Origin of the sequence: Streptomyces sp. NPDC096040, from assembly GCF_040303265.1 — a bacterium.
In the GTDB taxonomy this organism is placed as follows: domain Bacteria; phylum Actinomycetota; class Actinomycetes; order Streptomycetales; family Streptomycetaceae; genus Streptomyces.
On sequence record NZ_JBEOTA010000010.1, the window covers coordinates 22,272 to 46,207 of the forward strand.

At 68.3% G+C, this 23,936-nt stretch carries 17 protein-coding genes; 10 read left to right on the forward strand and 7 right to left on the reverse strand.

The window, feature by feature from the left end; translation table 11 throughout:
* Positions 1-54: 54 nt before the first annotated feature.
* Together ABTY98_RS15190 and ABTY98_RS15195 are read right to left on the reverse strand one after the other, a co-directional pair.
* A complete protein-coding gene (locus ABTY98_RS15190; protein ID WP_352221368.1) occupies positions 55-1,554 on the reverse strand; it encodes a glycosyltransferase family 87 protein in 1,500 nt (499 codons plus the stop codon).
* A 131-nt stretch (positions 1,555-1,685) separates the two neighbouring features.
* Positions 1,686-4,331, reverse strand: a complete 2,646-nt coding sequence (locus ABTY98_RS15195) for a transglycosylase domain-containing protein (protein ID WP_352221369.1) — start codon at positions 4,329-4,331, stop codon at positions 1,686-1,688.
* Positions 4,332-4,695: 364 nt separating this feature from the next.
* On the opposite strand from ABTY98_RS15195, the gene ABTY98_RS15200 reads away from it, so the two are divergent.
* The 3 genes from ABTY98_RS15200 (at position 4,696) to ABTY98_RS15210 (ending at position 7,860) form a co-directional block, all read left to right on the forward strand.
* On the forward strand, positions 4,696-5,376 hold the full coding sequence (locus ABTY98_RS15200; protein WP_352221370.1) for a PadR family transcriptional regulator: 681 nt from the start codon (positions 4,696-4,698) through the stop codon (positions 5,374-5,376).
* A gap of 43 nt (positions 5,377-5,419) precedes the next feature.
* Complete coding sequence (locus tag ABTY98_RS15205; protein ID WP_352221371.1) at positions 5,420-6,502, forward strand: inositol-3-phosphate synthase; 1,083 nt, start codon at positions 5,420-5,422, stop codon at positions 6,500-6,502.
* Between the two features lie 95 nt (positions 6,503-6,597).
* The gene (locus tag ABTY98_RS15210; protein WP_352221372.1) at positions 6,598-7,860 is read left to right on the forward strand and encodes an MFS transporter; all 1,263 of its coding nucleotides are present in this window, start codon (positions 6,598-6,600) and stop codon (positions 7,858-7,860) included.
* Positions 7,861-8,035: 175 nt separating this feature from the next.
* Here the strand turns inward: ABTY98_RS15210 and ABTY98_RS15215 are convergent, their stop codons facing one another.
* Entirely contained in the window at positions 8,036-9,505 is a 1,470-nt protein-coding gene (locus ABTY98_RS15215; protein WP_352221373.1) for a CCA tRNA nucleotidyltransferase, read from the reverse strand.
* 288 nt (positions 9,506-9,793) lie between these two features.
* On the opposite strand from ABTY98_RS15215, the gene ABTY98_RS15220 reads away from it, so the two are divergent.
* The 7 genes from ABTY98_RS15220 (at position 9,794) to trxA (ending at position 19,611) form a co-directional block, all read left to right on the forward strand.
* Positions 9,794-12,211 (forward strand): DUF6049 family protein, encoded by a 2,418-nt coding sequence (locus tag ABTY98_RS15220; protein WP_352221374.1) that lies wholly within the window; start codon positions 9,794-9,796, stop codon positions 12,209-12,211.
* A gap of 46 nt (positions 12,212-12,257) precedes the next feature.
* On the forward strand, positions 12,258-14,609 hold the full coding sequence (gene murJ, locus ABTY98_RS15225; RefSeq protein WP_352221375.1) for a murein biosynthesis integral membrane protein MurJ: 2,352 nt from the start codon (positions 12,258-12,260) through the stop codon (positions 14,607-14,609).
* 119 nt (positions 14,610-14,728) lie between these two features.
* Positions 14,729-16,420, forward strand: a complete 1,692-nt coding sequence (locus ABTY98_RS15230; RefSeq protein ID WP_352221376.1) for a protein kinase family protein — start codon at positions 14,729-14,731, stop codon at positions 16,418-16,420.
* Positions 16,421-16,440: 20 nt separating this feature from the next.
* Positions 16,441-17,166 carry an RNA polymerase sigma factor SigM gene (sigM, locus tag ABTY98_RS15235; RefSeq protein ID WP_352221377.1) on the forward strand — a complete coding sequence of 242 codons (726 nt, stop codon included), beginning with the start codon at positions 16,441-16,443 and terminating at the stop codon, positions 17,164-17,166.
* Positions 17,163-18,068 (forward strand): anti-sigma factor family protein, encoded by a 906-nt coding sequence (locus ABTY98_RS15240; protein WP_352221378.1) that lies wholly within the window; start codon positions 17,163-17,165, stop codon positions 18,066-18,068. Before sigM ends, ABTY98_RS15240 begins: the two co-directional genes overlap by 4 nt.
* Positions 18,069-18,262: 194 nt before the next feature.
* Positions 18,263-19,231, forward strand: a complete 969-nt coding sequence (gene trxB, locus ABTY98_RS15245; protein ID WP_352221379.1) for a thioredoxin-disulfide reductase — start codon at positions 18,263-18,265, stop codon at positions 19,229-19,231.
* Between the two features lie 47 nt (positions 19,232-19,278).
* Positions 19,279-19,611: a thioredoxin gene (gene trxA / locus ABTY98_RS15250; RefSeq protein ID WP_352221380.1), complete on the forward strand. Its 333-nt coding sequence runs from the start codon at positions 19,279-19,281 to the stop codon at positions 19,609-19,611.
* Between the two features lie 84 nt (positions 19,612-19,695).
* Here trxA and ABTY98_RS15255 read toward each other — a convergent pair whose 3' ends face one another.
* The 4 genes from ABTY98_RS15255 to rsmG form a co-directional block, all read right to left on the reverse strand.
* Positions 19,696-20,313: a GNAT family N-acetyltransferase gene (locus tag ABTY98_RS15255; protein WP_352221381.1), complete on the reverse strand. Its 618-nt coding sequence runs from the start codon at positions 20,311-20,313 to the stop codon at positions 19,696-19,698.
* Between the two features lie 382 nt (positions 20,314-20,695).
* Positions 20,696-21,817: a ParB/RepB/Spo0J family partition protein gene (locus ABTY98_RS15260; RefSeq protein WP_352221382.1), complete on the reverse strand. Its 1,122-nt coding sequence runs from the start codon at positions 21,815-21,817 to the stop codon at positions 20,696-20,698.
* Entirely contained in the window at positions 21,814-22,887 is a 1,074-nt protein-coding gene (locus ABTY98_RS15265) for a ParA family protein (RefSeq protein ID WP_352221585.1), read from the reverse strand. The genes ABTY98_RS15260 and ABTY98_RS15265 overlap by 4 nt, the downstream gene beginning before the upstream one ends.
* Positions 22,888-23,182: 295 nt before the next feature.
* Positions 23,183-23,899 carry a 16S rRNA (guanine(527)-N(7))-methyltransferase RsmG gene (gene rsmG, locus ABTY98_RS15270; protein WP_352221383.1) on the reverse strand — a complete coding sequence of 239 codons (717 nt, stop codon included), beginning with the start codon at positions 23,897-23,899 and terminating at the stop codon, positions 23,183-23,185.
* Between the last annotated feature and the right edge of the window lie 37 nt (positions 23,900-23,936).

Sequence of the window (23,936 nt, forward strand, 5' to 3'; positions counted from 1 at the left end):
AGGGCCGTACACGGAGTTCCCTGTACGGCCCTTTCCTTGACCTGGAGCGTTCGCTCAGAGCGAACTGTCCTCGGAGGAACGACTGCCCCACTCCACGTGCGGCCCCTCGAAGTGGGCGGCGTGGCGCGGGGGATGGGCGGCCGCCCCGAACACGAAGACGTCCTCCGCACCGTCCAGCACCCCGCCCGAGGGGTCGTCGTCACCGGAGCGGCGCACCACGTCCCGCTCGGGCATGAGGATGTCCCGTACGACCATCCCGCAGAGGTAGAGCGTGCCGAGCAGGTGCACGGCGATGGCCCAGTGGTAGCCGTGGGTCGGCAGGCCCTTGTGGGCGTCACCGCTGGTCGTGTACGCGAGGTACATCCAGATCCCCAGGAAGTACGCCACCTCGCACGCCTGCCAGATCAGGAGGTCCCGCCACTTGGGCCGGGCGAGCACGGCCAGCGGCACCAGCCACAGGACGTACTGCGGGGAGTAGACCTTGTTGGTGAGGATGAAGGCCGCCACCACCAGGAAGGCGAGCTGCGCGAAACGCGGCCGGCGCGGGGCGGTGAGGGCCAGAGCGGCGATACCCAGGAAGCAGAGCACCACCAGGGCCATCGCCGCGTTGTTCACGAAGCCGGTGCTGGGCGGGGTGGTCGTGTTCTGCGCCCAGATCAGCCAGAACGAGCCGAAGTCGACGCCCCGTTCCTGGCTGAACGTGTAGAACTTCGACCAGCCGTCGAAGGCGAAGATCATCACCGGCAGGTTCACAACGAGCCAGGCGACGACGGCACCGCCCGTGGCGACGAAGAACTCCCGCCATTTCCCCGCGCGCCAGCACAGCAGGAGCAGCGGCCCCAGCAGGAACACGGGATACAGCTTGGCGGCCGTAGCAAGCCCCAGGAGGACGCCGAAGGCGAGGGGACGGCTCCGGGACCACATCAGCATCGCCGCGGCCGTCAGAGCGACCGCCAGGAGGTCCCAGTTGATGGTGGCGGTCAGCGCGAAGGCGGGCGCGAGAGCGACCAGCAGGCCGTCCCAGGGGCGCCGGCGGTGGGTACGGACCACGCACACCGCGATGACGGCGGCGCAGATCATCAGCATCCCGGCATTGACGAACCAGTACACCTGCTCCTGGAGTTGGATGCTGCCACTGCCCGGCGTGAGCCATGCGGCCACCTCCATGAACACACCGGTCAGCACCGGATATTCGAGGTAGTCCATGTCACCGGGGAGCTTGTCGAAGTACGGGACCAGACCGTCGGCGAAGCCCCGCCCCTGGTAGAGGTGCGGAATGTCCGAGTAGCAGGCGTGGGTGTACTGGGAACTCGCGCCGAAGAACCAGGCGCCGTCGTAGCAGGGCACCTTCTGGATCAGGCCCAGCGCGAACATGCCGATCGCCACGAGGACCACGACCCGTAGCGGGGTCCACCAGGACGTCCCGATCAGGGCACGCCGCCCGACAGGGCCACCGAACAGCTCACTACCGGCCGCGGCGACCTTGTCTTCCCTGGTCGGCCGCACCGGCTCCGGCTCGCGCACGCCCGCGGGCGTCGTCTCTGCACTGGGCATGGGGCCCATCCTGCCGTACCTCTCTAGGAATACGCCGAGGGCCGCCGCACCTGGTCGGATGCGGCGGCCCATGTTTCACGTGAAACACACTTCGGCGGGCGAATTGGTCACCAGCCGGTCAGACCGCGCGGCTAGCCGCCCGACCCACCGAAGAGGTTTCCTCCGCCGTTGGCGCTGCCTCTGGTGGTCCCGTCGGTGGTTGTCGCCGTCGCCGACGGCGACGACGACGTCGTGCCTCCCGTGCTGCCCGAGTCGGTACCACCGTTGGTGGAACAGTTCCAGGCGAACTGGCAGGTCTCGCTCGCGCTGGGTGACGGCGAGGTGGCCGTCTCGCTGGGCGTGGCGCTCGGCGTCTCGCTCGGCGTCTCGCTCGGGGTGATGCTGGGGGACGGCGTCGGAGACGGGGCGCCCGCCTCGTCTGCGATCTCACCGATCTTGGTGGCCTCGGGGAAGCCCAGGTCGTTGGTGTTCTTCAGCGCGGACTTCATGTACTCGGTCCACACCGAGGTCGGGATGTCACCACCGTGGATGGATGCCACGCCGGCGGTGCCGTTCATGGAGAGCAGCTTGGCGTCCTTCGGGTCCTCACGGAACATCGCCACCGAGGTCGCCAGCTGCTGGGTGTAGCCGACGAACCAGGCCGACTTGTTGCTGTCGGTGGTACCGGTCTTGCCCGCCGCCGTACGGCCCAGGGCCTTGGCGTTGGTACCCGTACCGTTCTCGATGACGTTCTCCAGGGTGTCCGTGACGTTGTTCGCGACGTCCTCGGGGACCGCCCTGGTCACCTTCGGCTTGGTGAAGCCGTCCAGGTCCTTTCCGTCCTGCTTGACCTCGGTCACCGAGTACGGGTCCGCATGCTGGCCGGAGGCGGCGAAGGTCGCGTAGGCGTCGGCCATGCGGATAGCGCTCGGAGTCGACGTACCGAGGGCGAACGACGGGTTGAGAGTGGCGAAGCTGCTGTCCAGGATGCCGGACCGGCTGGCCACGTCCCTCACGTGCGACATCCCGACGTCCCAGCCGAGCTGCACGAACGGCGTGTTGATCGACTGCTCCATCGCCTTGCGGAGGGTGATGTAGCCCCAGGCGTGGTTGCTCTCGTTGTTCTGGAAGAACGTCGAGCCGTCCTTGTTCAGGACGTAGCTGCCGTCCTCGTTCATCACCTTGAGATGGTCGTTGCCGTTGTACTTGCTCAGTGGCGAGACACCTTGGCCGTCGGTCTTGTACGTCCCGTACTGCATGGCCGCGGCCAGGACGAACGGCTTCCACGTCGAACCGACGGGGACACCCGAGGTGTCGGCGTTGTTGGTGAAGTGGTTGTTCTCGTAGCCGGCGCCGCCGTACAGGGCGACGATCGCGCCGTCCTTGGGCACCACCGACGCCGCACCGAACTGGACGTTCTTGTCCTTGTCCCGGTTCTTCGGATCCAGACGCGCCTTCTGGACCTTCTGCACGGCCGCGCTCAACGCGTTGACCTTGTCCTTCTGGAAGGTCGTGTAGATCTGGAAGCCGCCCTGGTCGAACTGCGCCTCCGTGATGTCGGAATGCGCGAGGACGTACTTCTTGGCCGTGTCGGCGAGATAGCTGATCTGGCCGGTCATCCCCTTGGTCGCCTTGCGGCCCTGAGGCATCGGGTACTTCTTGATGGCCTCCTGGTACTGGGCGTCCGTGAGGTGCTGGTCCTTGTGCATCTCCTCGAGGATCCAGGCCCAGCGGTCGTGGGAGCGCTTGTAGTTGGCGTCCTTGCTGGCCGCGATGTCGATGTCCGGGTTGCCCGCGGGGTCGTAGTACGTCGCGCCCTTGAGGAGGGCTGCCAGGACTGCGCACTGGCTCGGCTTGAGCTCCTTCGCGTCCACGCCGTAGTAGGTCTGGGCGGCGGCCTGGATGCCGTACGCCCCACGACCGAAGTACGAGGTGTTGAGGTAGCCCTGGAGGATCTCCGGCTTGGTGAACTTGGTGCCCACCTTGACGGAGATGAACATCTCCTTGAACTTACGAGTGATCGTCTGGTCCTGGCTGAGGTAGGTGTTCTTGACGAACTGCTGGGTGATCGTCGAACCACCCTGCGTCTGACCGCCCTGGGCCATGTTGACGAGAGCACGGGCGATGCCCTTGAAGTCCACACCCGGGTCCGTGTAGAAGCTCTTGTTCTCAGCCGAGATCACCGCGTACTGCATCGCCTCGGGGATCTGGTCGATGGTGACGTTCTGTCGGTTGATGCCGGTGCCCGTCGCGACCATCTGCTTGCCGTCGGCCCAGTAATAGACGTTGTTCTGGGACTTGGCCGCGGTGTTCTCGTCCGGGACGCCCACCATGGCGTATCCGACACCGACCAGTGCCACCAGGCTGCCGAAGAAGGTGATGCACAGCCCGGAGACGAGCTTCCAGGAGGGGACCCAGCGGCGCCAGCCGAATCTGTTCGCCCTGGGGTAGTCGATGAGGCGCTTCTTGCCGGGCGCCGTTGACGCCCTGCCTCTGCCACGTCCCGGCCCGGCAGGACCACCCGGACCGCGACTTCCGTTGTCGGCCGTTCTGCGGCGGCCTCCGGTGTTCCTCTGCGCCGCCCGGCGTGCCTCGGCTCGGCCGCCGTAGGGGCGCTCTTCACCCCCCGAGTCCTGGGAATCCGACCCGTAGGAACGGGACCCATAGGAGTCGGAAGGAGACCCGGTGGCGCCTCGCGGGGCCGCCCGGCGGCCGGAGGACGGGTCGGACTGGCCGCGTCGGGCCGCGGCACGTCCGCCTCCCTGCGGCTGCGGCGGTTTGCGACGGTGCTCGCTCATCGAACGATTACTCCTCGGGCAGGCGCACCCGTGCGCGCCTGGAAACGGCGGCTGGTTTCCGGTCCCCCCGAAGTACGGATGTGGTCGGTCCTGCATTCACCCGTACTGCACCGGGGACAGGGACGCCCCCCAGGCGTCACTCGGTTCCCGGTGGTGTGCATGCCGCACAGACTACGCACCACCAAAACCCGCCGAGCCCCGAAGTTCACCCCAAATCAGGCAAGTTGCCTACTACGAATCGGTGATGTGATCCCGTTCACCGTCTCTCCTCTTGTCCCACCGGGATGGCCGATCTATCGTCGGGATGTATCGAGCCGATACATCAGAGCGAGATAAGCAGAGTCAGAGACGAGAGGAGGCGACCTTGAGCCGACGGTCCGGCATCCTTGAGTTCGCCGTACTCGGCCTGCTCCGCGAATCCCCGATGCACGGCTATGAGCTGCGGAAACGGCTCAACACGTCCCTGGGCGTCTTCCGGGCGTTCAGCTACGGGACGCTCTACCCCTGCCTCAAGACGCTGGTCGCCAACGGCTGGTTGATCGAGGAACCGGGGAACACCACCGAGGACGCCCTGGCCGCCCCGCTCTCCGGCCGCCGCGCCAAGATCGTCTACCGGTTGACGGCCGAAGGGAAGGAGCATTTCGAGGAGCTCCTCTCCCAGACCGGCCCCGACGCCTACGAGGACGAGCACTTCGCGGCACGGTTCGCCTTCTTCGGGCAGACCTCGCGCGATGTGCGGATGCGCGTACTGGAGGGCCGCCGCAGCCGGCTGGAGGAGCGCCTGGAGAAGATGCGCGCCTCGCTGGTACGGACCCGGGAGCGCCTCGACGACTACACGCTTGAGCTCCAGCGCCACGGGATGGAGTCCGTGGAGCGCGAAGTGCGCTGGCTGAACGAGCTCATCGAGAGCGAGCGGGCCGGGCGGGACATGAAGAGTCCCGCTTCCGGGGGGTCCGCTCAGCAGAACACCATCAATGGAGCGTCGGGCAACCTGCCCCGGTCCGGGGAGACCCGGCCGGATTTGCCCGACGACACCGCCACGTGAGACCCGCTCAGGGCCTCACTCGTACACACAGGGAGCAACCGGAATGGGTTCGGTGCGCGTAGCCATCGTCGGCGTGGGCAACTGTGCCGCGTCGCTGGTGCAGGGAGTCGAGTACTACAAGGACGCCGATCCGGCGTCCAAGGTCCCCGGCCTGATGCACGTCCAGTTCGGCGAATACCACGTCAAGGACGTCGAGTTCGTCGCCGCGTTCGACGTGGACGCCAAGAAGGTCGGTCTCGACCTGGCGGACGCCATCGGCGCCTCCGAGAACAACACGATCAAGATCTGCGACGTGCCGAGCACGGGCGTGACCGTCCAGCGCGGCCACACCCTCGACGGCCTCGGCAAGTACTACCGCGAGACCATCGAGGAGTCCGAGGCCGAGCCGGTCGACGTCGTCCAGACCCTCAGGGACAAGCAGGTCGACGTCCTCGTCTGCTACCTGCCCGTCGGCTCCGAGGACGCGGCGAAGTTCTACGCCCAGTGCGCCATCGACGCCAAGGTCGCCTTCGTCAACGCCCTCCCGGTCTTCATCGCCGGCACCAAGGAGTGGGCGGACAAGTTCACCGAGGCCGGTGTCCCGATCGTCGGTGACGACATCAAGTCGCAGGTCGGCGCCACCATCACGCACCGCGTCATGGCGAAGCTGTTCGAGGACCGGGGTGTCGTCCTGGACCGCACGATGCAGCTGAACGTCGGCGGCAACATGGACTTCAAGAACATGCTCGAGCGCGAGCGCCTGGAGTCCAAGAAGATCTCCAAGACGCAGGCCGTCACCTCCCAGATCCCCGACCGGGATCTCGGTGCGAAGAACGTGCACATCGGCCCGTCCGACTACGTGCAGTGGCTCGACGACCGCAAGTGGGCCTACGTCCGCCTGGAGGGCCGTGCCTTCGGTGACGTCCCGCTGAACCTGGAGTACAAGCTCGAGGTCTGGGACTCCCCGAACTCCGCGGGTGTCATCATCGACGCCCTGCGCGCCGCGAAGATCGCCAAGGACCGCGGTATCGGCGGCCCGATCCTCTCCGCGTCGAGCTACTTCATGAAGTCCCCGCCGGTCCAGTACTTCGACGACGAGGCCCGCGAGAACGTGGAGAAGTTCATCCGCGGCGACGTCGAGCGCTGACGTCCCGTCGCTCGCAAAAAACGCTCCTGCCAGGGCTGTGAGAGTCCCCGGGTCCCCCGACCCGGGGACTTTCCCCGTGTGTGAGGCTGTGCCCCATGCCCGTCGTCCGCGACCTGCGTGTCCTGCTGCGCCTGCGGGACTTCCGCCGCCTGCTCGCCGTCCGCCTGCTCTCCCAGGGGGCCGACGGCGTCTACCAGGTCGCGCTCGCCACCTACGTCGTCTTCTCACCGGAGAAGCAGACTTCACCGGCCGCGATCGCCTCGGCCATGGCGGTCCTGCTCCTCCCGTACTCCCTCGTGGGCCCCTTCGCCGGCGTCCTGCTGGACCGCTGGCGCCGCCGCCAAGTCCTGCTCTACGGCAATCTGCTGCGCGCGCTGCTGGCCGCGGTCACCGCCGGCCTGATGGCCGGCCATGTCCCCGACTGGCTCTTCTACGTCTCCGCCCTGTGTGTCACGGCCGTCAACCGCTTCGTCCTCTCGGGGCTGTCCGCCGCCCTCCCGCGCGTGGTCGACACCGACCGTCTGGTGCTGGCCAACTCCCTGTCCCCGACCGCCGGAACCCTCGCCGCGACCGCCGGCGGCGGACTCGCCTTCGCCGTACGGCTGCTGGCCTCGGACTCCGATGCCGCGGTCGTGCTGCTGGGCGCAGCGCTGTACCTGTCCGCGGCCCTCACCTCGCTGACCATGGCCCCCGGGCTCCTCGGCCCGGACCGGCATCCGGCACAGCCGAGGCTGGGAACGGCTGTGCTCACCACCGCACGCGACCTCCTGGAGGCGATACGGCACCTCGCGGCGCCCCGGCGCCGCGAGGCGGCCTGGGCGCTGCTCACCATGACGGTGATGCGGTTCTGCTACGGCGCCCTGCTCGTCCTGGTGCTGATCCTGTGCCGCTACGCCCTCTCCTCCGACCCGGACGACGGGCTCGGACTGCTGGGGCTGGCGTTGGGGATGTCCGGCGCGGGATTCTTCGCGGCGGCCGTGGTGACGCCGTGGACCGCGGGGCGGCTCGGCCCCGGGCGCTGGATCGTCATGTGCGCCGTGTCCGCCGCCATACTGGAGCCCGCTCTGGGCCTCCCGTTCACAACGGTGCCGATGCTCGTCGCCGCCTTCGTCCTGGGACTCATCACTCAGGGCGCGAAGATCGCCACGGACACCATCGTCCAGTCGTCCGTCGACGACGGTTTCCGCGGCCGGATCTTCTCCGTGTACGACGTGCTCTTCAACGTCGCCTTCGTGGGGGCCGCCGGTGTCGCCGCCCTGATGCTCCCACCAGACGGTCGCTCCGCGCCTCTCGTCATCACCGTCGCCTTCATCTACGCGGCGGTTGCGGCGGCCATGGCCCGCTTTGAACGCCGCTGAGCACGGGGCCGGACCTCGAGCTGCAGCTACTCGTTCCCGTTCTGCGTGAGGGCAGCTTGAAGGGCCGCCTGAAGTAAGGAAGCAGCGAAAGGGGCGATGTTTCACGTGAAACATCGCCCCTCGTTGTATCCCGGGCCGGGTCATGTTTCACGTGAAACATGACCCGCTCCCGCACTCAGCCCTGCTCGGCCCACCACTCCCTGAGCGCGGCCACCGCAGCGTCGTGCTCCAACGGCCCGTTCTCCAGCCGGAGCTCCAGCATGTGCTTGTAGGCCTTGCCGACCTCCGGGCCGGGCCGGATTCCCAGAATCTCCATGATCTGGTTGCCGTCGAGGTCCGGGCGGATCGCGTCGAGCTCCTCCCGTCCCTGAAGGTCAGCGATGCGCTCCTCCAGGCCGTCGTAGGCACGGGAGAGCGCCACTGCCTTCCGCTTGTTACGGGTGGTGCAGTCGGATCGGGTCAGCTTGTGGAGACGGTCGAGCAGGGGGCCGGCGTCACGGACGTAACGGCGGACCGCCGAGTCCGTCCACTCCCCGGTGCCGTAGCCGTGGAAGCGCAGATGGAGTTCGACCAGACGTGAGACGTCCTTCACCAGTTCGTTGGAGTACTTCAAAGCCGTCATGCGCTTCTTGGTCATCTTCGCGCCGACGACCTCGTGGTGGTGGAAGGAGACCCGGCCGTCCTTCTCGAAGCGACGGGTGCGCGGCTTGCCGATGTCGTGCAGCAACGCGGCGAGGCGGAGGGTGAGGTCGGGGCCGTCGTCCTCCAGCTCCATGGCCTGTTCCAGGACGATCAGCGTGTGGTCGTAGACGTCCTTGTGCCGGTGGTGCTCGTCGCTCTCCAGGCGCAGGGCGGGAAGCTCGGGCAGGACGTGGTCGGCGAGGCCGGTGTCGACGAGCAGCGTCAGTCCCTTGCGGGGGTGGGCGGAGAGGATCAGCTTGTTCAGCTCCTCCCGGACCCGCTCGGCCGAGACGATCTCCACACGTCCGGCCATGTCCTTCATCGCGGCGACGACCTCGGGCGCCACCTCGAAGTCGAGCTGGGCGGCGAAGCGGGCGGCCCGCATCATCCGCAGCGGGTCATCGGAGAAGGAGTCCTCGGGCGTCCCCGGCGTGCGCAGCACCCGAGCCGTCAGGTCTTCCAGCCCGCCGTGCGGGTCGATGAACTCCTTCTCCGGCAGTGCCACCGCCATGGCGTTGACCGTGAAGTCACGCCGGACGAGGTCCTCCTCGATGGAGTCGCCGTACGACACCTCGGGCTTGCGTGAAGTGCGGTCGTACGCCTCGGATCGGTAGGTCGTGACCTCGATCTGGAAGGGTCTCACAGCGTCTCCGACGCGGGCGTCCTTCTGTACCCCAACCGTGCCGAACGCGATACCGACCTCCCAGACGGCGTCCGCCCAGGGCCGGACGATCTTCAGTACGTCCTCGGGGCGGGCATCGGTGGTGAAGTCCAGGTCGTTGCCGAGCCGGCCCAGCAACGCGTCGCGGACCGAGCCGCCGACCAGGGCAAGGGAGAACCCTGCCTCCTGGAATCGGCGGGCGAGGTCGTCGGCGACGGGCGCCACCCGCAGCAGTTCGCTCACCGCGCGCTGCTGCGCCTGGCTCAGGGCAGAGGGAGAAGTGTCTTCATTGGCGTTCGGCACAACAGAACAGGGTACGTGCCCCGAGCGGCTCGAAGCGCCTCCATATTCCCGCAGCGACCCACACAAGGACTCCGTATATGGGGAGTGGGACAGCTCACTCCATACCCGCACAAGCGCAGCCCTCGTCGCTTACATGAGTCTCCTGACGATACTGGATATAGGGGACGGGTCGTTCTGCGGCCCTGATCTTGTGGGGCAGACCGCGGCACTTCCGCTCAGCGCGCCTCGTTACCATGCGTGGACGCACATTCCGACGACCACTGACGATGACGAGGGACGGACGAGCGCGTGGCCGAGGCGGCAGACTTCCAGGGGACGCCCTCACCTGCCCGTCGCTGGCTGCGGCGCACCGGGGCACTGCTCGCGGGTGCGCCTCTGCTGGCCGCACTGGTGCAGCTGCCTGCCGCGGTACCGGCGCAGGCGGCCGACTCGGACACGGTGTCCGTCGCCCTGGACTCGCTCAGCCCCAGCGCCCCCAGCGACGGGGACACGCTGACGGTTTCCGGCACGGTGACCAACAACGGCAAGCAGGCCGTCACAGGCGCCCATGTGGACCTGCGTGTGGGCTCTCAGCTCAGCACGCGCTCCGCGATCGACTCTGCCGCCCGGCACCCCGACGACCTCCAGTCGAGCCTCGGCACCGCGGTCGGCGGCAAGTACACCGAGGACTTCGACTCGCTCCCCTCGGGGGTCGCCGAGCATTTCAGCATCTCCGTGCCGGTCGACAAGCTCGATCTCGGCCAGGACGGCGTGTACCCCTTCGGTGTCTCGCTGTCCGGCCAGACGTCCGCGCAGCCGTGGGACCAGGTGCTCGGCATCCAACGGACTTTCCTGCCGTGGCAGTCCTCCGAGGCCGATACAAGGACCAGGACGACGTTTCTGTGGCCACTGATCTCCACCGTCCATGTGACGGCGAAGACGGGCGCGGGCGAGCTGCAGACGCCGGTCTTCCTCAATGACGACCTCGCCAAGGAGATCTCGCCCGGCGGCCGGCTGGCGCAGATGCTGGCGCTCGGCAAGGACCTGGACGTCACCTGGGTGATCGACCCGGATCTGCTGGCCTCCGTGGACGCGATGACCCGCAGCTACCGGATCCAGGGCGCCGGCGACAGCACCACGGCCGGCACCCATCAGGCGGTGGCCAAGCAGTTCCTGGCCGACCTTCAGGACGCGGTGGCGGACAAGGAGGTCGTGGCCCTTCCCTTCGCAGACCCGGACCTGGCCGCCCTCGCCCACAACGGCACCAGCGTGACCGGCTCGCTGAGTCACCTCAAGGACGCCACCGACGTCGCCGCCACCACGGTGGAGACTGTGCTCCATGTCACACCGAGCACGGACTTCGCCTGGCCCGTGAACGGCGCCGTCGACCCGTCGATCATCAAGGTCGCCACCTCGGCGGGCGCCGACAAGGTGATCGCCCGTAGCGACAGCGTCCAGGAGACGGGCGGGCTGTCCTACACGCCTTCGGCGGCGCGTCCGATCGGTGGCGGCACGACGGCGGTGGTCGCGGACGCGCGACTGTCCACGGCGTTCCAGGGCGATCTGACGAAGGCCGACGCGACCACCCTTGCGGTGCAGCGGTTTCTGGCCCAGAGCCTGGCGCTGAACACCCAGACCGACAAGGAACGCAGTATCGTCGTCGCCCCGCAGCGGATGCCGTCGGCGAGCCAGGCCCAGGCGATGGCGACGGCGATCACCGCCTTGCAGGACGGCAACTGGTCGCAGTCCCAGGACCTCGCGGCGGCGACGAAGGACAAGCCCGACCCCGGCGCGACCACGAAGATCCCCTCGTCGTCCGCCTACCCTTCCTCGCTGCGCAAGCAGGAGCTGCCCAGGACGGCCTTCGAGCAGATCGCCCGCACCCAGGACAAGCTCGACAACTTCCAGGTGATCCTCACCAACCAGTCCCGGGTCGTGACCCCCTTCGGGCGGGCCATAAACCGTGAGATGTCCACGTCGTGGCGGGGCGGTGGCAGCGAGGCCGACAGCTTCCGCACGAGCGTGGAGTCCTGGCTCGACAGCCTCACCGACCAGGTCAAGCTGATCGACAAGTCCGAGACCAAGCTCTCCGGCCGCAGTGCCACCATCCCGGTGACCGTCCAGAACAACCTGGTCCAGGGCGTCGACCACCTCGTCCTGCGGCTCACCTCGACCATGCCGACCCGACTGGAGATCGGCGGCAAGGCCTACTACGAGCAGCCGGTGGCGGTCTCCGGCGGCCACACCCAGTCCGTGAAGTTCTCCACGTCGGCCAACGCCAACGGCCGGGTGGCGGTCATCGCCCAGCTCTACACCGAGGACGGCCAGGAGTACGGCGCTCCGGTCCAGTTCGACGTGAAGGTCACCGAGGTCACGCCCACGGTGATGCTGGTCATCGGCGGCGGTGTGCTGCTGCTGGTGCTCGCCGGGTTCCGGATGTACACCCAGCGCAAGCGGGCGGCCGCCCGCCGGGCCGAGGAGGGCGACGGTCCCGACGAGGCGGGCGAGGACACCCCGGAGACTCCGCAGACCCCCGAGACCCCGGAGGCCAAGGGTCCCGAGGACACCGGCCGGCCGGGGAACTCCGACCCACATGAGGATCGTCTCCAGAAAGAGTCCGAGGCCCGCTCCGGGGCAGACGACCCGGAGCAGCCGAGTGACCCGACACCGGACACCGCACCGGAAAGCGCCGACCCGTCCGGGACGGGTGAGAGAGTGGACCGTTGAGCGATGTCGTGGCCGGTGTGGCCCGGGACGATGAGGTGGGGTAACCATGAACGCGCCGTACGACGGTGAACGCGGCCAGGGCGCGGCCGGTTCGGGCTACCCCGAGCCGCCGCCGGAGGCCGGCAAGGTCCCGCCGCAGCACGCGGCTGACATGTACCTCCAGGACGCCTACGACCAGGACCCCTACCGGGCCCAGGACCTCTCCGCCCAGGACCCGGTCGCCGAGGCGCTCTACGACCGCGCCGCGCACCCCCCGCCGCCCCCCGGCATGTACCCGCAGCAGCCGCTGTACGGCCAGCCCGCACAGTCGCCGTACGCCCCCGACCCGCATGTGTGGGCCCAGACCCCGGCGCCGGAGCCGGAGGGACCTACCCAGTACCTGCCCTACGGCGACAACCCGCGCACGACCCAGTTCGTGGGCGTGGACGATCTGGTCACGCACTCCGGTGAGGAGCGCCACGAGCCGGACGCCTTCGCGCACCTGTTCCGGGACCAGCAGCAGGGCGGCGGCAACCCGCAGACGGACCCCCGGTCCGTCCCCGGCCCGGCGGGCCAGTACCCGCCCCCCGCCGGCCAGTACCCACCGCCCTCGGGCCAGTACCCGCCGACGCCACAGGTCCCCTCCGCACAGAACCAGTACGCGGCTCCCCAGTACCCGGCTCCCCAGTTCCCGCAGGCCCCTTCCACAGCCGAGGCCCCCGTCGCCGAACCAGTGCCCGCCACTTCGGCGGCACCCGCAGCGCCCTCGGCCCCCGCGGCCAAGAAGGGCGGGCGCGCCTCCGGGCTGCTGAAGTCCAGCGCCGTGATGGCGGCGGGCACGATGGTCTCCCGTCTCACGGGTTTCGTCCGCTCCGCGCTGATCGTCTCCGCGCTGGGCGTGGGTCTGCTCGGTGACACGTTCCAGGTCGCCTACCAGTTGCCGACGATGATCTACATCCTGACCGTCGGTGGCGGCCTCAACTCCGTCTTCGTGCCACAACTGGTGCGGGCCATGAAGGAGGACGAGGACGGCGGCGAGGCGTTCGCGAACCGGCTGCTGACCCTCGTGATGGTGGCGCTGGGCCTGCTCACCGCGGCCACGATCGCGGCCGCGCCCTTCCTGATCCGCCTGCTGTCCAACTCGGTCGCCAGCGACCCGGCGGCCAACGACGTCGCCATCACCTTCGTCCGCTACTTCCTGCCCTCGATCTTCTTCATGGGCATCCACGTGGTGATGGGTCAGATCCTCAACGCACGGGGCAAGTTCGGCGCGATGATGTGGACCCCGGTCCTCAACAACATCGTCATCATCGTCACCCTCGGACTGTTCATCTGGGTGTACGGCACCGCCGCGCACTCCGGCATGAAGGTCACCAGCATTCCGCCGGAGGGCCAGCGGCTGCTCGGCCTCGGCGTGCTCCTCGGTCTCGTGGTCCAGGCCCTGGCGATGATCCCCTACCTGCGCGAGACCGGCTTCCGGCTGCGGCTGCGCTTCGACTGGAGGGGCCACGGCCTCGGCAAGGCCGCCACCCTCGCCAAGTGGACCGTGCTCTTCGTCCTCGCCAACCAGGCGGGCGCGCTCGTCGTCTCCCAGCTGTCGACCTCGGCCGGCAAGAAATCCCCGGTCGACGGCACCGGCTTCGCCGCCTACGCCAACGCCCAGCTGATCTGGGGCCTGCCGCAGGCCATCATCACGGTCTCCCTGATGGCGGCCCTGCTGCCGCGGATCTCCCGCTCGGCCGCCGAGAACGACACCGGCGCCGTCCGCGACGACATCTCCCAGGGCCTGCGGACGACCGCCGTGGCGATCGTGCCCATCGCCTTCGGCTTCGTGGCACTCGGCATCCCGATGTGCACCCTGATCTTCGGCTCCTCGGGCACCAGCGAGGCCACCAACATGGGGTTCATGCTGATGGCCTTCGGCCTCGGCCTGATCCCCTACTCGGTGCAGTACGTCGTCCTGCGCGCGTTCTACGCCTACGAAGACACCCGCACCCCGTTCTACAACACGGTCATCGTCGCCGCGGTCAACGCGGGCGCCTCGGTCACCTGTTACGTCCTGCTCCCGGCCCGCTGGGCGGTGGCCGGTATGGCCGTCTCCTACGGCCTCGCCTACGCGATCGGCGTGGGTGTCGCCTGGAAGCGGCTGCGCAAGCGGCTCGGCGGCGACCTGGACGGCTCCCAGGTCACCCGCACCTACGCGCGGCTGTGCATCGCCTCCGTACCGGCGGCTCTGCTCAGCGGTGCGGCCTGCTACGGCATCGGCCACACTCTGGGTCAGGGCGTGATCGGTTCCCTCGCCGCGCTGCTGGCCGGCGGAGCCGTACTGCTCGTCGTCTTCTATGTCGGCGCGCGCCGCATGCGGATCGAGGAGCTCAACTCCCTCGTGGGTATGGTGCGCGGGCGTCTGGGTCGCTAAGGCGGGGGTAAGCGCACAACCATCGTTCGCCGCCGCGTGTCGTGCATAGCGGGGGACTGTGGGCACAATTGGTTTCGGCGTCGGAGAGCGTGCAACGGATGGGGAGGCAGGGAACGACGGTGGCGGAACGGAGCACGGCTGCCGTCGACGTGGCAGACAACAGCGGTGACAAGCCGCTGACCGCCAAGGCGGACCAGTCCACGGCCGACGGGGTGGCCCAGAACCCGGAGCGGGACACGGACAGCGACGAGGCACAGGGGAACGGTACGGCCGCGAATCCAGGGAAGAAGGCCTCACCTCCCGAACTGCACAGCGGTCACAAGCTCGCCAGACGCTATCGTCTTGAGGAGTGCGTCACCCGTCTGGACGGATTCAGCAGTTGGCGTGCGGTCGACGAGAAACTGCGGCGCGCCGTCGGCGTGCACGTCCTGCCGGCCGACCATGCGCGTACCCGCGCCGTATTGGCCGCCGCCCGTTCGGCCGCGCTACTCGGGGATCCCCGGTTCGTCCAGGTCCTGGACGCCGTCGAGGAGAACGACCTCGTCTACGTGGTGCACGAGTGGCTGCCCGACGCCACCGAGCTGACCGCGTTGCTCGCGGCCGGCCCGCTGGAGCCGCACGACGCCTACCAGATGGTCAGTCAGATCGCCTCCGCGATGGCGGCCGCGCACCGCGAGGGGCTGGCCCATCTCCGGCTCAACCCCAACGCCGTGCTACGCACCTCCACCGGTCAGTGGCGTATCCGAGGCCTGGCGGTGAACGCGGCGCTGCGCGGCATCAGTTCCGAGACCCCGCAGCGCGCCGACACCGAGGCGATCGGCGCCCTGCTGTATGCGGCGCTCACCCAGCGTTGGCCGTACCAGAGCGACGCCTACGGTCTGCCGGGGCTACCCAAAGACGTCGGCCTGATCGCGCCCGACCAGGTGCGCGCCGGTGTCCACCGCGGCCTGTCGGAGCTCACCATGCGGGCCCTGGTCAACGACGGCGCCACCGCCTCCCGCCACGAGTCCGCGTGCACCACGCCGGAGGAGCTGGTGAAGGCGATCGGCGAGATGCCCCGCATCCGCCCGCCGGAGCCGACGTTCACGGCGCCGCCCGAGTACCAGCGCACCACGTATCAGCAAGGCACCTACGGCCGCCCCACGCCTCCCGGCGTGACGCAGCCCGTCCAGACCCCGCCGCCCCCGCTGCAGAGCCGCACCGGCAAGGCCCTCAAGTGGGGGGTCTCGGCCCTGCTGATCGCCGCGCTGGGATTGGGCAGCTGGCAGCTCGCGGACGCCCTGATGAACCAGGGCGACAAGTCCGGCGACACCAACAACACCCAGACGACGGACGACGGCGACAAGAAGGAATCGAAGACGGTCAGCGAGCCGATCGCCATCAGCGGTGCCCGTGACTTCGACCCGTTCGGGGACGGGTCAGAGAAGCCGTCCGACGTAGGCAAGGTCTACGACAAGAGCCTGTCGACCTACTGGCAGACCGACTACTACAAGGGCGCCACCTTCGGAAACCTGAAGCCGGGCCTCGGGGTCATCCTCGATCTCGGCAAGGTCCAGCAGATCGGGAAGGTGACCGTTACCTTCGTGGGAGACACGTCCGTCGAGTTGCGCGCCGCATCCAGCAACGCCGGCTCGGAGCCGACATCCTTCGACGCATACACGAAGGTCGCCGACGGCTCGGGTACGAGCGTGACCCTGAAGCCGAACGAGTCCCTCAAGTCCCGCTACCTGCTGGTCTGGCTGACCAAGCTGCCGCTGACGGACGAAGGCACCTATCGCGGACGGGTGGCAGACATCAAGGTGACCAACTGATCGCAGGGCGGAGGGGGCAGATGGCAGAGGGTGCCGGATACGACGGAGTGAGCGATCAGGACCTGCTCGTCCGCCATGTGGAAGGCGACCCCGATGCCTTCGGTGAGATCGTGCGCCGGCACCGAGACCGGCTCTGGGCGGTCGCGCTGCGGACCCTGGGGGACCGCGAGGAGGCCGCTGACGCCGTCCAGGACGCCCTGGTGTCCGCCTACCGGGCCGCCCACACCTTCCGGGGCCAGTCAGCCGTCACAACCTGGCTGCACCGGATCACGGTGAACGCCTGCCTCGACCGGGCCCGCAAGGTGGCCTCCCGAAAGACCGCCCCCGTCGACGACACCGAGCGGCTGGAGCAGTTGCTGGAGCCGCATGAGTCGGCCTACGCTCCGGCCGAGCGCAATGACCTGCATCGCCAGCTCCTCGAAGCGCTCGGCACGCTGCCGCACGACCAGCGCGCCGCCCTCGTCCTGGTCGACATGCAGGGCTATCCGGTCGTGGAAGCGGCCCGGATCCTCGACGTACCCACGGGGACGGTGAAGAGCCGCTGCGCCCGCGGCAGAGCCAGACTCCTGCCGCTCCTCACTCATCTACGGCCGGAAAACTCCGGCGAAGAGAAGGAGCGGGACCCGGCACGGAACCGGACGGAGGGGACATCCGTCCCACCGGCAGCGAGACCTCAGGACGGGGCCTCACAGAAGACCGGGCCGAGTGATTCAGCCGCAGTGAAGGGCGGAGGTGGGCGAGCGTGACTTCCCCGACAGACACGACCGGGCACCCGGACGTCGCGGAGATCTCCGACCTCACCGAAGGCCTGCTCCCGGATGCCCGGACAGCGGAAGTACGACAGCACCTGGACGAGTGCGAACTCTGTGCTGACGTCCACGCTTCGCTGGAGGAGATCCGGGGTTCGCTCGGCGCGCTGCCGGGGCCGCCGCGTATGCCTGCCGACGTCGCCGGGCGGATCGATGCCGCCCTCGCCGCCGAGGCACTGCTGAACGCCACGGCACCCGAGGCGCATGTTTCACGTGAAACATCGGCTCTCGCATCGCCCCCAGCGGACCGACCCGCCGGACGGTCGAGTGCTTCGACCGGTCCCGGTCGCAAGGACCGCGGACAGGGGCACGGACAGGGGCGCGCCCGACGCCGTCGGACCGTCGTTATCGGAGCTGTCTTCACCGCAGCCGTCCTGGGAGCCGGTTCGTTCTTCCTTCAGTCGCTCGGCGGCAATGGGCCGACGACCGCGCAGGGCAAGCCGACAAGCTCCGCCGAGGGCTTCTCCAAGAGCACCCTCCAGACAGAGGTGGAGAACCTCCTCGGCACGAAGACGAACCTGCGTGGCTCCAAGAAGCCGGACCTGGGGATCCAGGGCGAACCCACTTCACCCGGCTCGACCGCCACGCCCTTCACCACCCGGATCCAGCCCTCGGTGACAGTGCCGCAGTGCGTCCGCCAGAGCATCAGCCAGGCCGACGACGACCTCCTCGGGGCGAAGAAGGGGACGTACGAGGGGAAGGATGCCTTCCTCGTCGTCCTCCCCGATGCCTCCGACAGCACCCGGGTAACCGTCCTCATCGTCGACGCAACGTGTCAGAGCCAGCCGTCGGCCTCCCCTGGCGAGGTTCTGCTGACGGAGTCCCTGACCCGCCCCTGAGTGGCTCTGAAGCGTCCCGGGAGTGTCGGACGCATCGTCCCGTCCTGGCGTGGAAATCCGTACGGTGTGGGATGCCCGTGTGCCCGGACACACCGGGAATGCGCGCCCCTTAGGATCCGTTGGGTGGGGTGAGAGCTTCTGACAGAAACTCCCACCGGTCGAATTGACGTAGACCAGAGACGAGGAATCAAGCCGTGAGCGACGTCCGTAACGTGATCATCATCGGCTCCGGGCCCGCCGGCTACACGGCGGCGCTCTACACCGCGCGCGCGTCGCTGAAGCCTCTCGTGTTCGAGGGGGCTGTCACGGCGGGCGGTGCGCTGATGAACACCACCGAGGTGGAGAACTTTCCGGGCTTCCGCGACGGCATCATGGGTCCTGACCTCATGGACAACATGCGCGCACAGGCCGAGCGCTTCGGTGCCGAGCTGGTTCCGGACGACGTCGTCTCCGTCGACCTGACCGGTGAGATCAAGACCGTCACCGACACCGCCGGCACGGTCCACAAGGCGAAGGCCGTCATCGTCACCACCGGCTCCCAGCACCGCAAGCTGGGCCTGCCGAACGAGGACGCCCTCTCCGGCCGCGGTGTCTCCTGGTGCGCCACCTGTGACGGGTTCTTCTTCAAGGAGCAGGACATCGCCGTGATCGGCGGCGGCGACACCGCGATGGAGGAAGCCACCTTCCTCTCCCGGTTCGCCAGGTCCGTGACGATCGTCCACCGCCGGGACACCCTGCGCGCCTCCAAGGCGATGCAGGAGCGCGCCTTCGCCGACCCGAAGATCAAGTTCGCCTGGGACAGCGAGATCGCCGAGGTCCAGGGGGACCAGAAGCTGGCCGGTCTGAAGTTGCGCAACGTCAAGACCGGTGAGCTCTCGGATCTGGCGGTGACGGGCCTGTTCATCGCGATCGGCCATGACCCGCGCACCGAGCTGTTCAAGGGTCAGCTGGACCTGGACGAGGAGGGCTACCTGAAGGTCGCCTCGCCCTCGACGCACACCAACCTGACGGGTGTGTTCGCCGCCGGTGACGTGGTGGACCACACCTACCGTCAGGCGATCACTGCGGCCGGTACCGGCTGCTCCGCTGCTCTCGACGCCGAGCGTTTCCTCGCCGCCCTTGCGGACGAGGAGAAGGCCGAGCCCGAGAAGACCGCCGTCTGACCAATCCCCCATCCGCCCCACCGCACGAACAAGTAAAGGAGCCCGCCGTGGCCGGCACTCTGAAGCATGTGACCGACGCCGACTTCGATGAGGTCGTCCTCAAGAGCGACAAGCCCGTCCTGGTGGACTTCTGGGCCGAGTGGTGCGGCCCGTGCCGCCAGATCGCCCCGTCTCTTGAGGCCATCGCCGCCGAGCACGGCGAGAAGATCGAGATCGTCAAGCTGAACATCGACGAGAACCCGACGACGGCCGCCAAGTACGGCGTCATGTCGATCCCCACCCTGAACGTCTACCAGGCCGGCGAGGTCGCCAAGACCATCGTCGGCGCCAAGCCGAAGGCCGCGCTCCTCCGCGACCTGGACGACTTCATCGCCGAGTGACGTTTCACGTGAAACACGAATGGGCCAACCCCGCGGGGTTGGCCCATTTGCTTTGCGGACTCGCTTCGATCAACAGGGCGGCACTCAGAGGGGCCGTAGTACCGGTTCCTTCTGCACGGCCCCGAGCAGCCGGTCGAGCGCCAACTCCACGTCTTCCTTCCAGGAGAGCGTCGTCCGCAGTTCCAGCCGCATCCGTGGATGGGCAGGATGCTGCCGGACCGTCTTGAAGCCCACGGCCAGCAGATGGTCGGCGGGCAGCAGACAGGCCGGCTCCTTGTAGCGGGCGTCGCCGAACGCCTCGATGGCCTTGAAGCCCCGGCGGAGCAAATCCTTGGCGACCGTCTGGACCATCACTCGTCCGAGCCCCTGTCCCTGGTAGCCGGGCATGATGTAGCCGGTCATGAGCTGGACGGCGTCCGGGGAGACCGGGCTCGTGGGGAACGCCGTGGAGCGCGGGACGTAGGCGGGCGGAGCGTAGAGCACAAAGCCCACAGGTACGTCGTCGACGTAGACCACGCGGCCACACGATCCCCAGTCGAGCAGGACGGCGGAGATCCACGCTTCCTTCTCGACCGCGGGTGTGCCCGCCCTTACCGCTGCTTCGCCGCTGACGGGATCCAGTTCCCAGAAGACACACGAGCGACAGCGCTTGGGAAGGTCCTGAAGGTTGTCCAGGGTGAGCGGTACGAGCCGACGCCCCATGAAGGCTGTTCCTCGCTTCCTTCGCCCGCGGCGTCGCGAGCGGCTGTCAGAGCACTGCGTTCCCTGAGCAGACTGCCGACGAATCCGACGGTCGCGCCCAGTCCCAGGCCCGCGCTCACCAGTCCGGTGCGGCTCATCGATCGCATGGCCCCCGCCTCCCCATCAGAGGTGCTGCCAGCTGTCAGGTGGATCCGCCGTACCCGAACGCATCGTATCCACACAGCGATTCCATCGATACCGCATAAAAGCAAAGAGCGGATCGTGTCCGGTACACACCGGACACGATCCGCTCTCTGAGCGACAGGGCACCGACCGGGCGGGAAACACCCGGCCCCGAGCGGGAAACTCCCCGACGATCCCGGGCGGAAAGCACCGGGGCCGGTCAGTCCTCGGACTCCTCGAACTCCTCCGGCTCTGCGGAGTCGCCGTCGTGGATCCCCTGGTGGAGGACCGGCCCCTCACCCGGGGCGAGCGTGCCGAGGATCCGCTCAAGGTCTTCCATGGAGGCGAACTCCACGGTGATCTTGCCCTTCTTCTGGCCCAGATCGACCTTCACCCGCGTCTCGAACCGGTCCGAGAGCCGGGTGGCGAGGTCGCTCAGCGCCGGGGAGACCCGGGCGCCCGCACGCGGCCCCTTGGAACGGGTAGTCGTCTGCGGCCGCGAGCCCATGAGGGTCACGATCTCCTCGACGGCCCGCACCGACAGTCCCTCGGCCACGATCCGGTGGGCCAGCCGGTCCTGCTCCTCCGAGTCGTCGACGGAGAGGAGCGCCCGGGCGTGCCCGGCCGAGAGAACGCCGGCGGCGACCCTGCGCTGGACGGCCGGCGAGAGCTTCAGCAGCCGCAGGGTGTTGGAGACCTGCGGACGGGAGCGCCCAATGCGGTCGGCCAGCTGGTCGTGCGTGCAGTTGAAGTCCTTCAGCAACTGGTCGTAGGCGGCGGCCTCTTCCAGCGGGTTCAGCTGGGCACGGTGAAGGTTCTCCAGCAGCGCGTCCAGGAGAAGCTTCTCGTCGTCCGTCGCCCGGACGATCGCCGGGATCGCCTCCAGGCCGGCCTCACGACAGGCCCGCCAGCGCCGCTCGCCCATGATGAGCTCGTAGCGCGAGGGACCCAGCTGGCGTACGACGACGGGCTGGAGGAGGCCGACCTCCTGGATGGAGGTGACCAACTCCTGCAGGGCGTCCTCGTCGAAGACCTCACGCGGCTGACGCGGGTTCGGCGTGATGTCGTCGAGGGGGATCTCCGCGAAGTGCGCGCCCATCGGAGAAGCGGGCGTCTCCGGAGCCACACCGAAGACCGACGGCTCCTCGGTTTCATGTGAAACAGCCGGCAGCGTCGTCACCTTGGCGGCGGCGACTCCACGGTCGGTCGTCAACACCGGGACGGCTGCAGGAGACGGAGATGCCCCACCGCCCACCGCTGTCTGGGCCGGGGTCTTCTCGGTCGGGGCAGCTGGGATCAGTGCGCCGAGACCACGCCCCAGCCCCCTCCGTCGCTCGCTCACTGGATCCCCTCCACCATGCTCGGATTGCTCTGGGCGCCGATATGGGCCCGTGTCGGGTCGTAGCTGACCCCGAGGCCCTTCAGCGCGATTTCTCGGGCCGCCTCAAGATAGGAGAGGGCACCGCTCGATCCAGGATCGTAGGTCAATACCGTCTGCCCGTAGCTCGGCGCCTCGGAGATGCGGACCGAGCGGGGAATGCTCGTCCGCAGCACCTCGTCACCGAAATGACTGCGCACCTCGTCCGCGACCTGGGAAGCAAGACGCGTCCGGCCGTCGTACATGGTGAGCAGGATGGTCGACACATGCAGTGCGGGGTTGAGGTGCCCCCGCACCAGGTCGACATTTCGCAGCAGTTGGCCGAGGCCCTCCAGGGCGTAGTACTCGCACTGGATCGGGATGAGAACCTCGGCCCCCGCGACAAGTGCGTTGACCGTCAGCAGGCCGAGCGAGGGCGGGCAGTCGATAAGGATGTAGTCCAGCGGCTGCTCGTACGCCTGGATCGCCCGCTGGAGCCGGCTCTCTCGTGCCACCAGCGACACCAATTCGATCTCCGCACCGGCGAGATCGATCGTGGCGGGGGCACAGAAGAGACCTTCGACATCCACCACCGGCTGGACGACTTCGGCCAACGGCTTGCTCTCGACCAACACGTCGTAGATGGACGGAACTTCGGCGTGATGGTCGATCCCCAGCGCGGTGGAAGCATTGCCCTGTGGGTCGAGGTCGATCACCAGGACGCGGGCACCATGCAGGGCCAGCGATGCGGCAAGGTTGACGGTCGTCGTCGTCTTGCCCACACCGCCCTTCTGGTTGGCGACCACCATGACTCGGGTCTGCTCCGGACGTGGCAGGCCTTCGCCGGCGCGGCCCAGAGCCTCCACCGCGAGTTGGGCAGCACGACCGATGGGAGTGTCGTCCATCGGAGGCGGTGTTTCACGTGAAACATCCGCCCCCATCGACTCGGTACGGGGACCGGGGACCGGATCGGTCATCGGTCCCGCGATGTTGGCGTCGGACCGCAAGGATTCACTCTCCTCGACTTCAGGCTCGCAATGAACAGAGCCTCCCATGCCTTCGGGGTCGTGAACCAGTGAGGCCTGGTGTTCTGTGGAGAAATCCACCTCTGTGGACAACTCCGTGCCCCGCGGGGAGGACGGAGCGTCACCAGAGGCTCCCTCCCTGAGGGAACCGAGAGGCTTTCGGTCGCGCGGTTCGGCGGCGCGGCTCCGGCTGATGATGCCCTGCAACAGTGAGCGACGTTTCACGTGAAACACGATGCACAGCAAGCAGTACCGAAAAGCCGCGACACTCCGCCATGCGTAGGTTTGGCAGCTTGTGTGGAGTACGTCTGACCGTCAGGACGGATCAGCGGCGCCTACGCGCCCGCCCCGTACGAGCCGCCTTCGCCCGCTTCGCCGCGAAGCGCACACCGCCCGGACTCTCCCCGACCTCCACCCGCACCACCGTGGACAGCGGGTCCACCACGCCCTCACCCACATGCAGGATGGACGTGGACACCGCACCGAGCTTAGCCAGGGCGGTGGCCGCGGCCTTCAGCTCACCCTCCGCCGTGTCCCCCTTGAGGGCGAGCATCTCGCCGTAGGGACGCAGCAGGGGGATGCCCCAGGCGGCCAGCCGGTCCAGCGGGGCCACAGCACGCGCCGTCACCACATGCACCGGAGGCAGCTTGCCCATGACCTCCTCGGCGCGGCCACGCACGACGGTCACATGGTCCAGGCCGAGCAGCTCGACGACCTCGGTCAGAAAGTTGGTTCGCCGCAGCAGCGGCTCCAACAGCGTGATGTTGAGGTCTTCCCGGACCAGCGCCAGCGGAATGCCCGGCAGACCGGCACCGGAGCCGACATCGCACACCGTCACCCCTTCGGGGACGGCCTCGGAGAGCACCGCACAGTTCAGCAGGTGCCGCTCCCACAGGCGGGGTACCTCCCGTGGGCCGATCAGACCACGCTGCACGCCTGCCTCGGCGAGCAGCTCCGCGTAGCGGACCGCATCGGCGAAGCGCTCACCGAACACTTCCCGCGCCTGCTCAGGCGCCGGGGGGAGCTCCGCAGCCTCCGTCACGGGGACCGTCCTTCCGTACAGCGCCGGCGCTCCACGC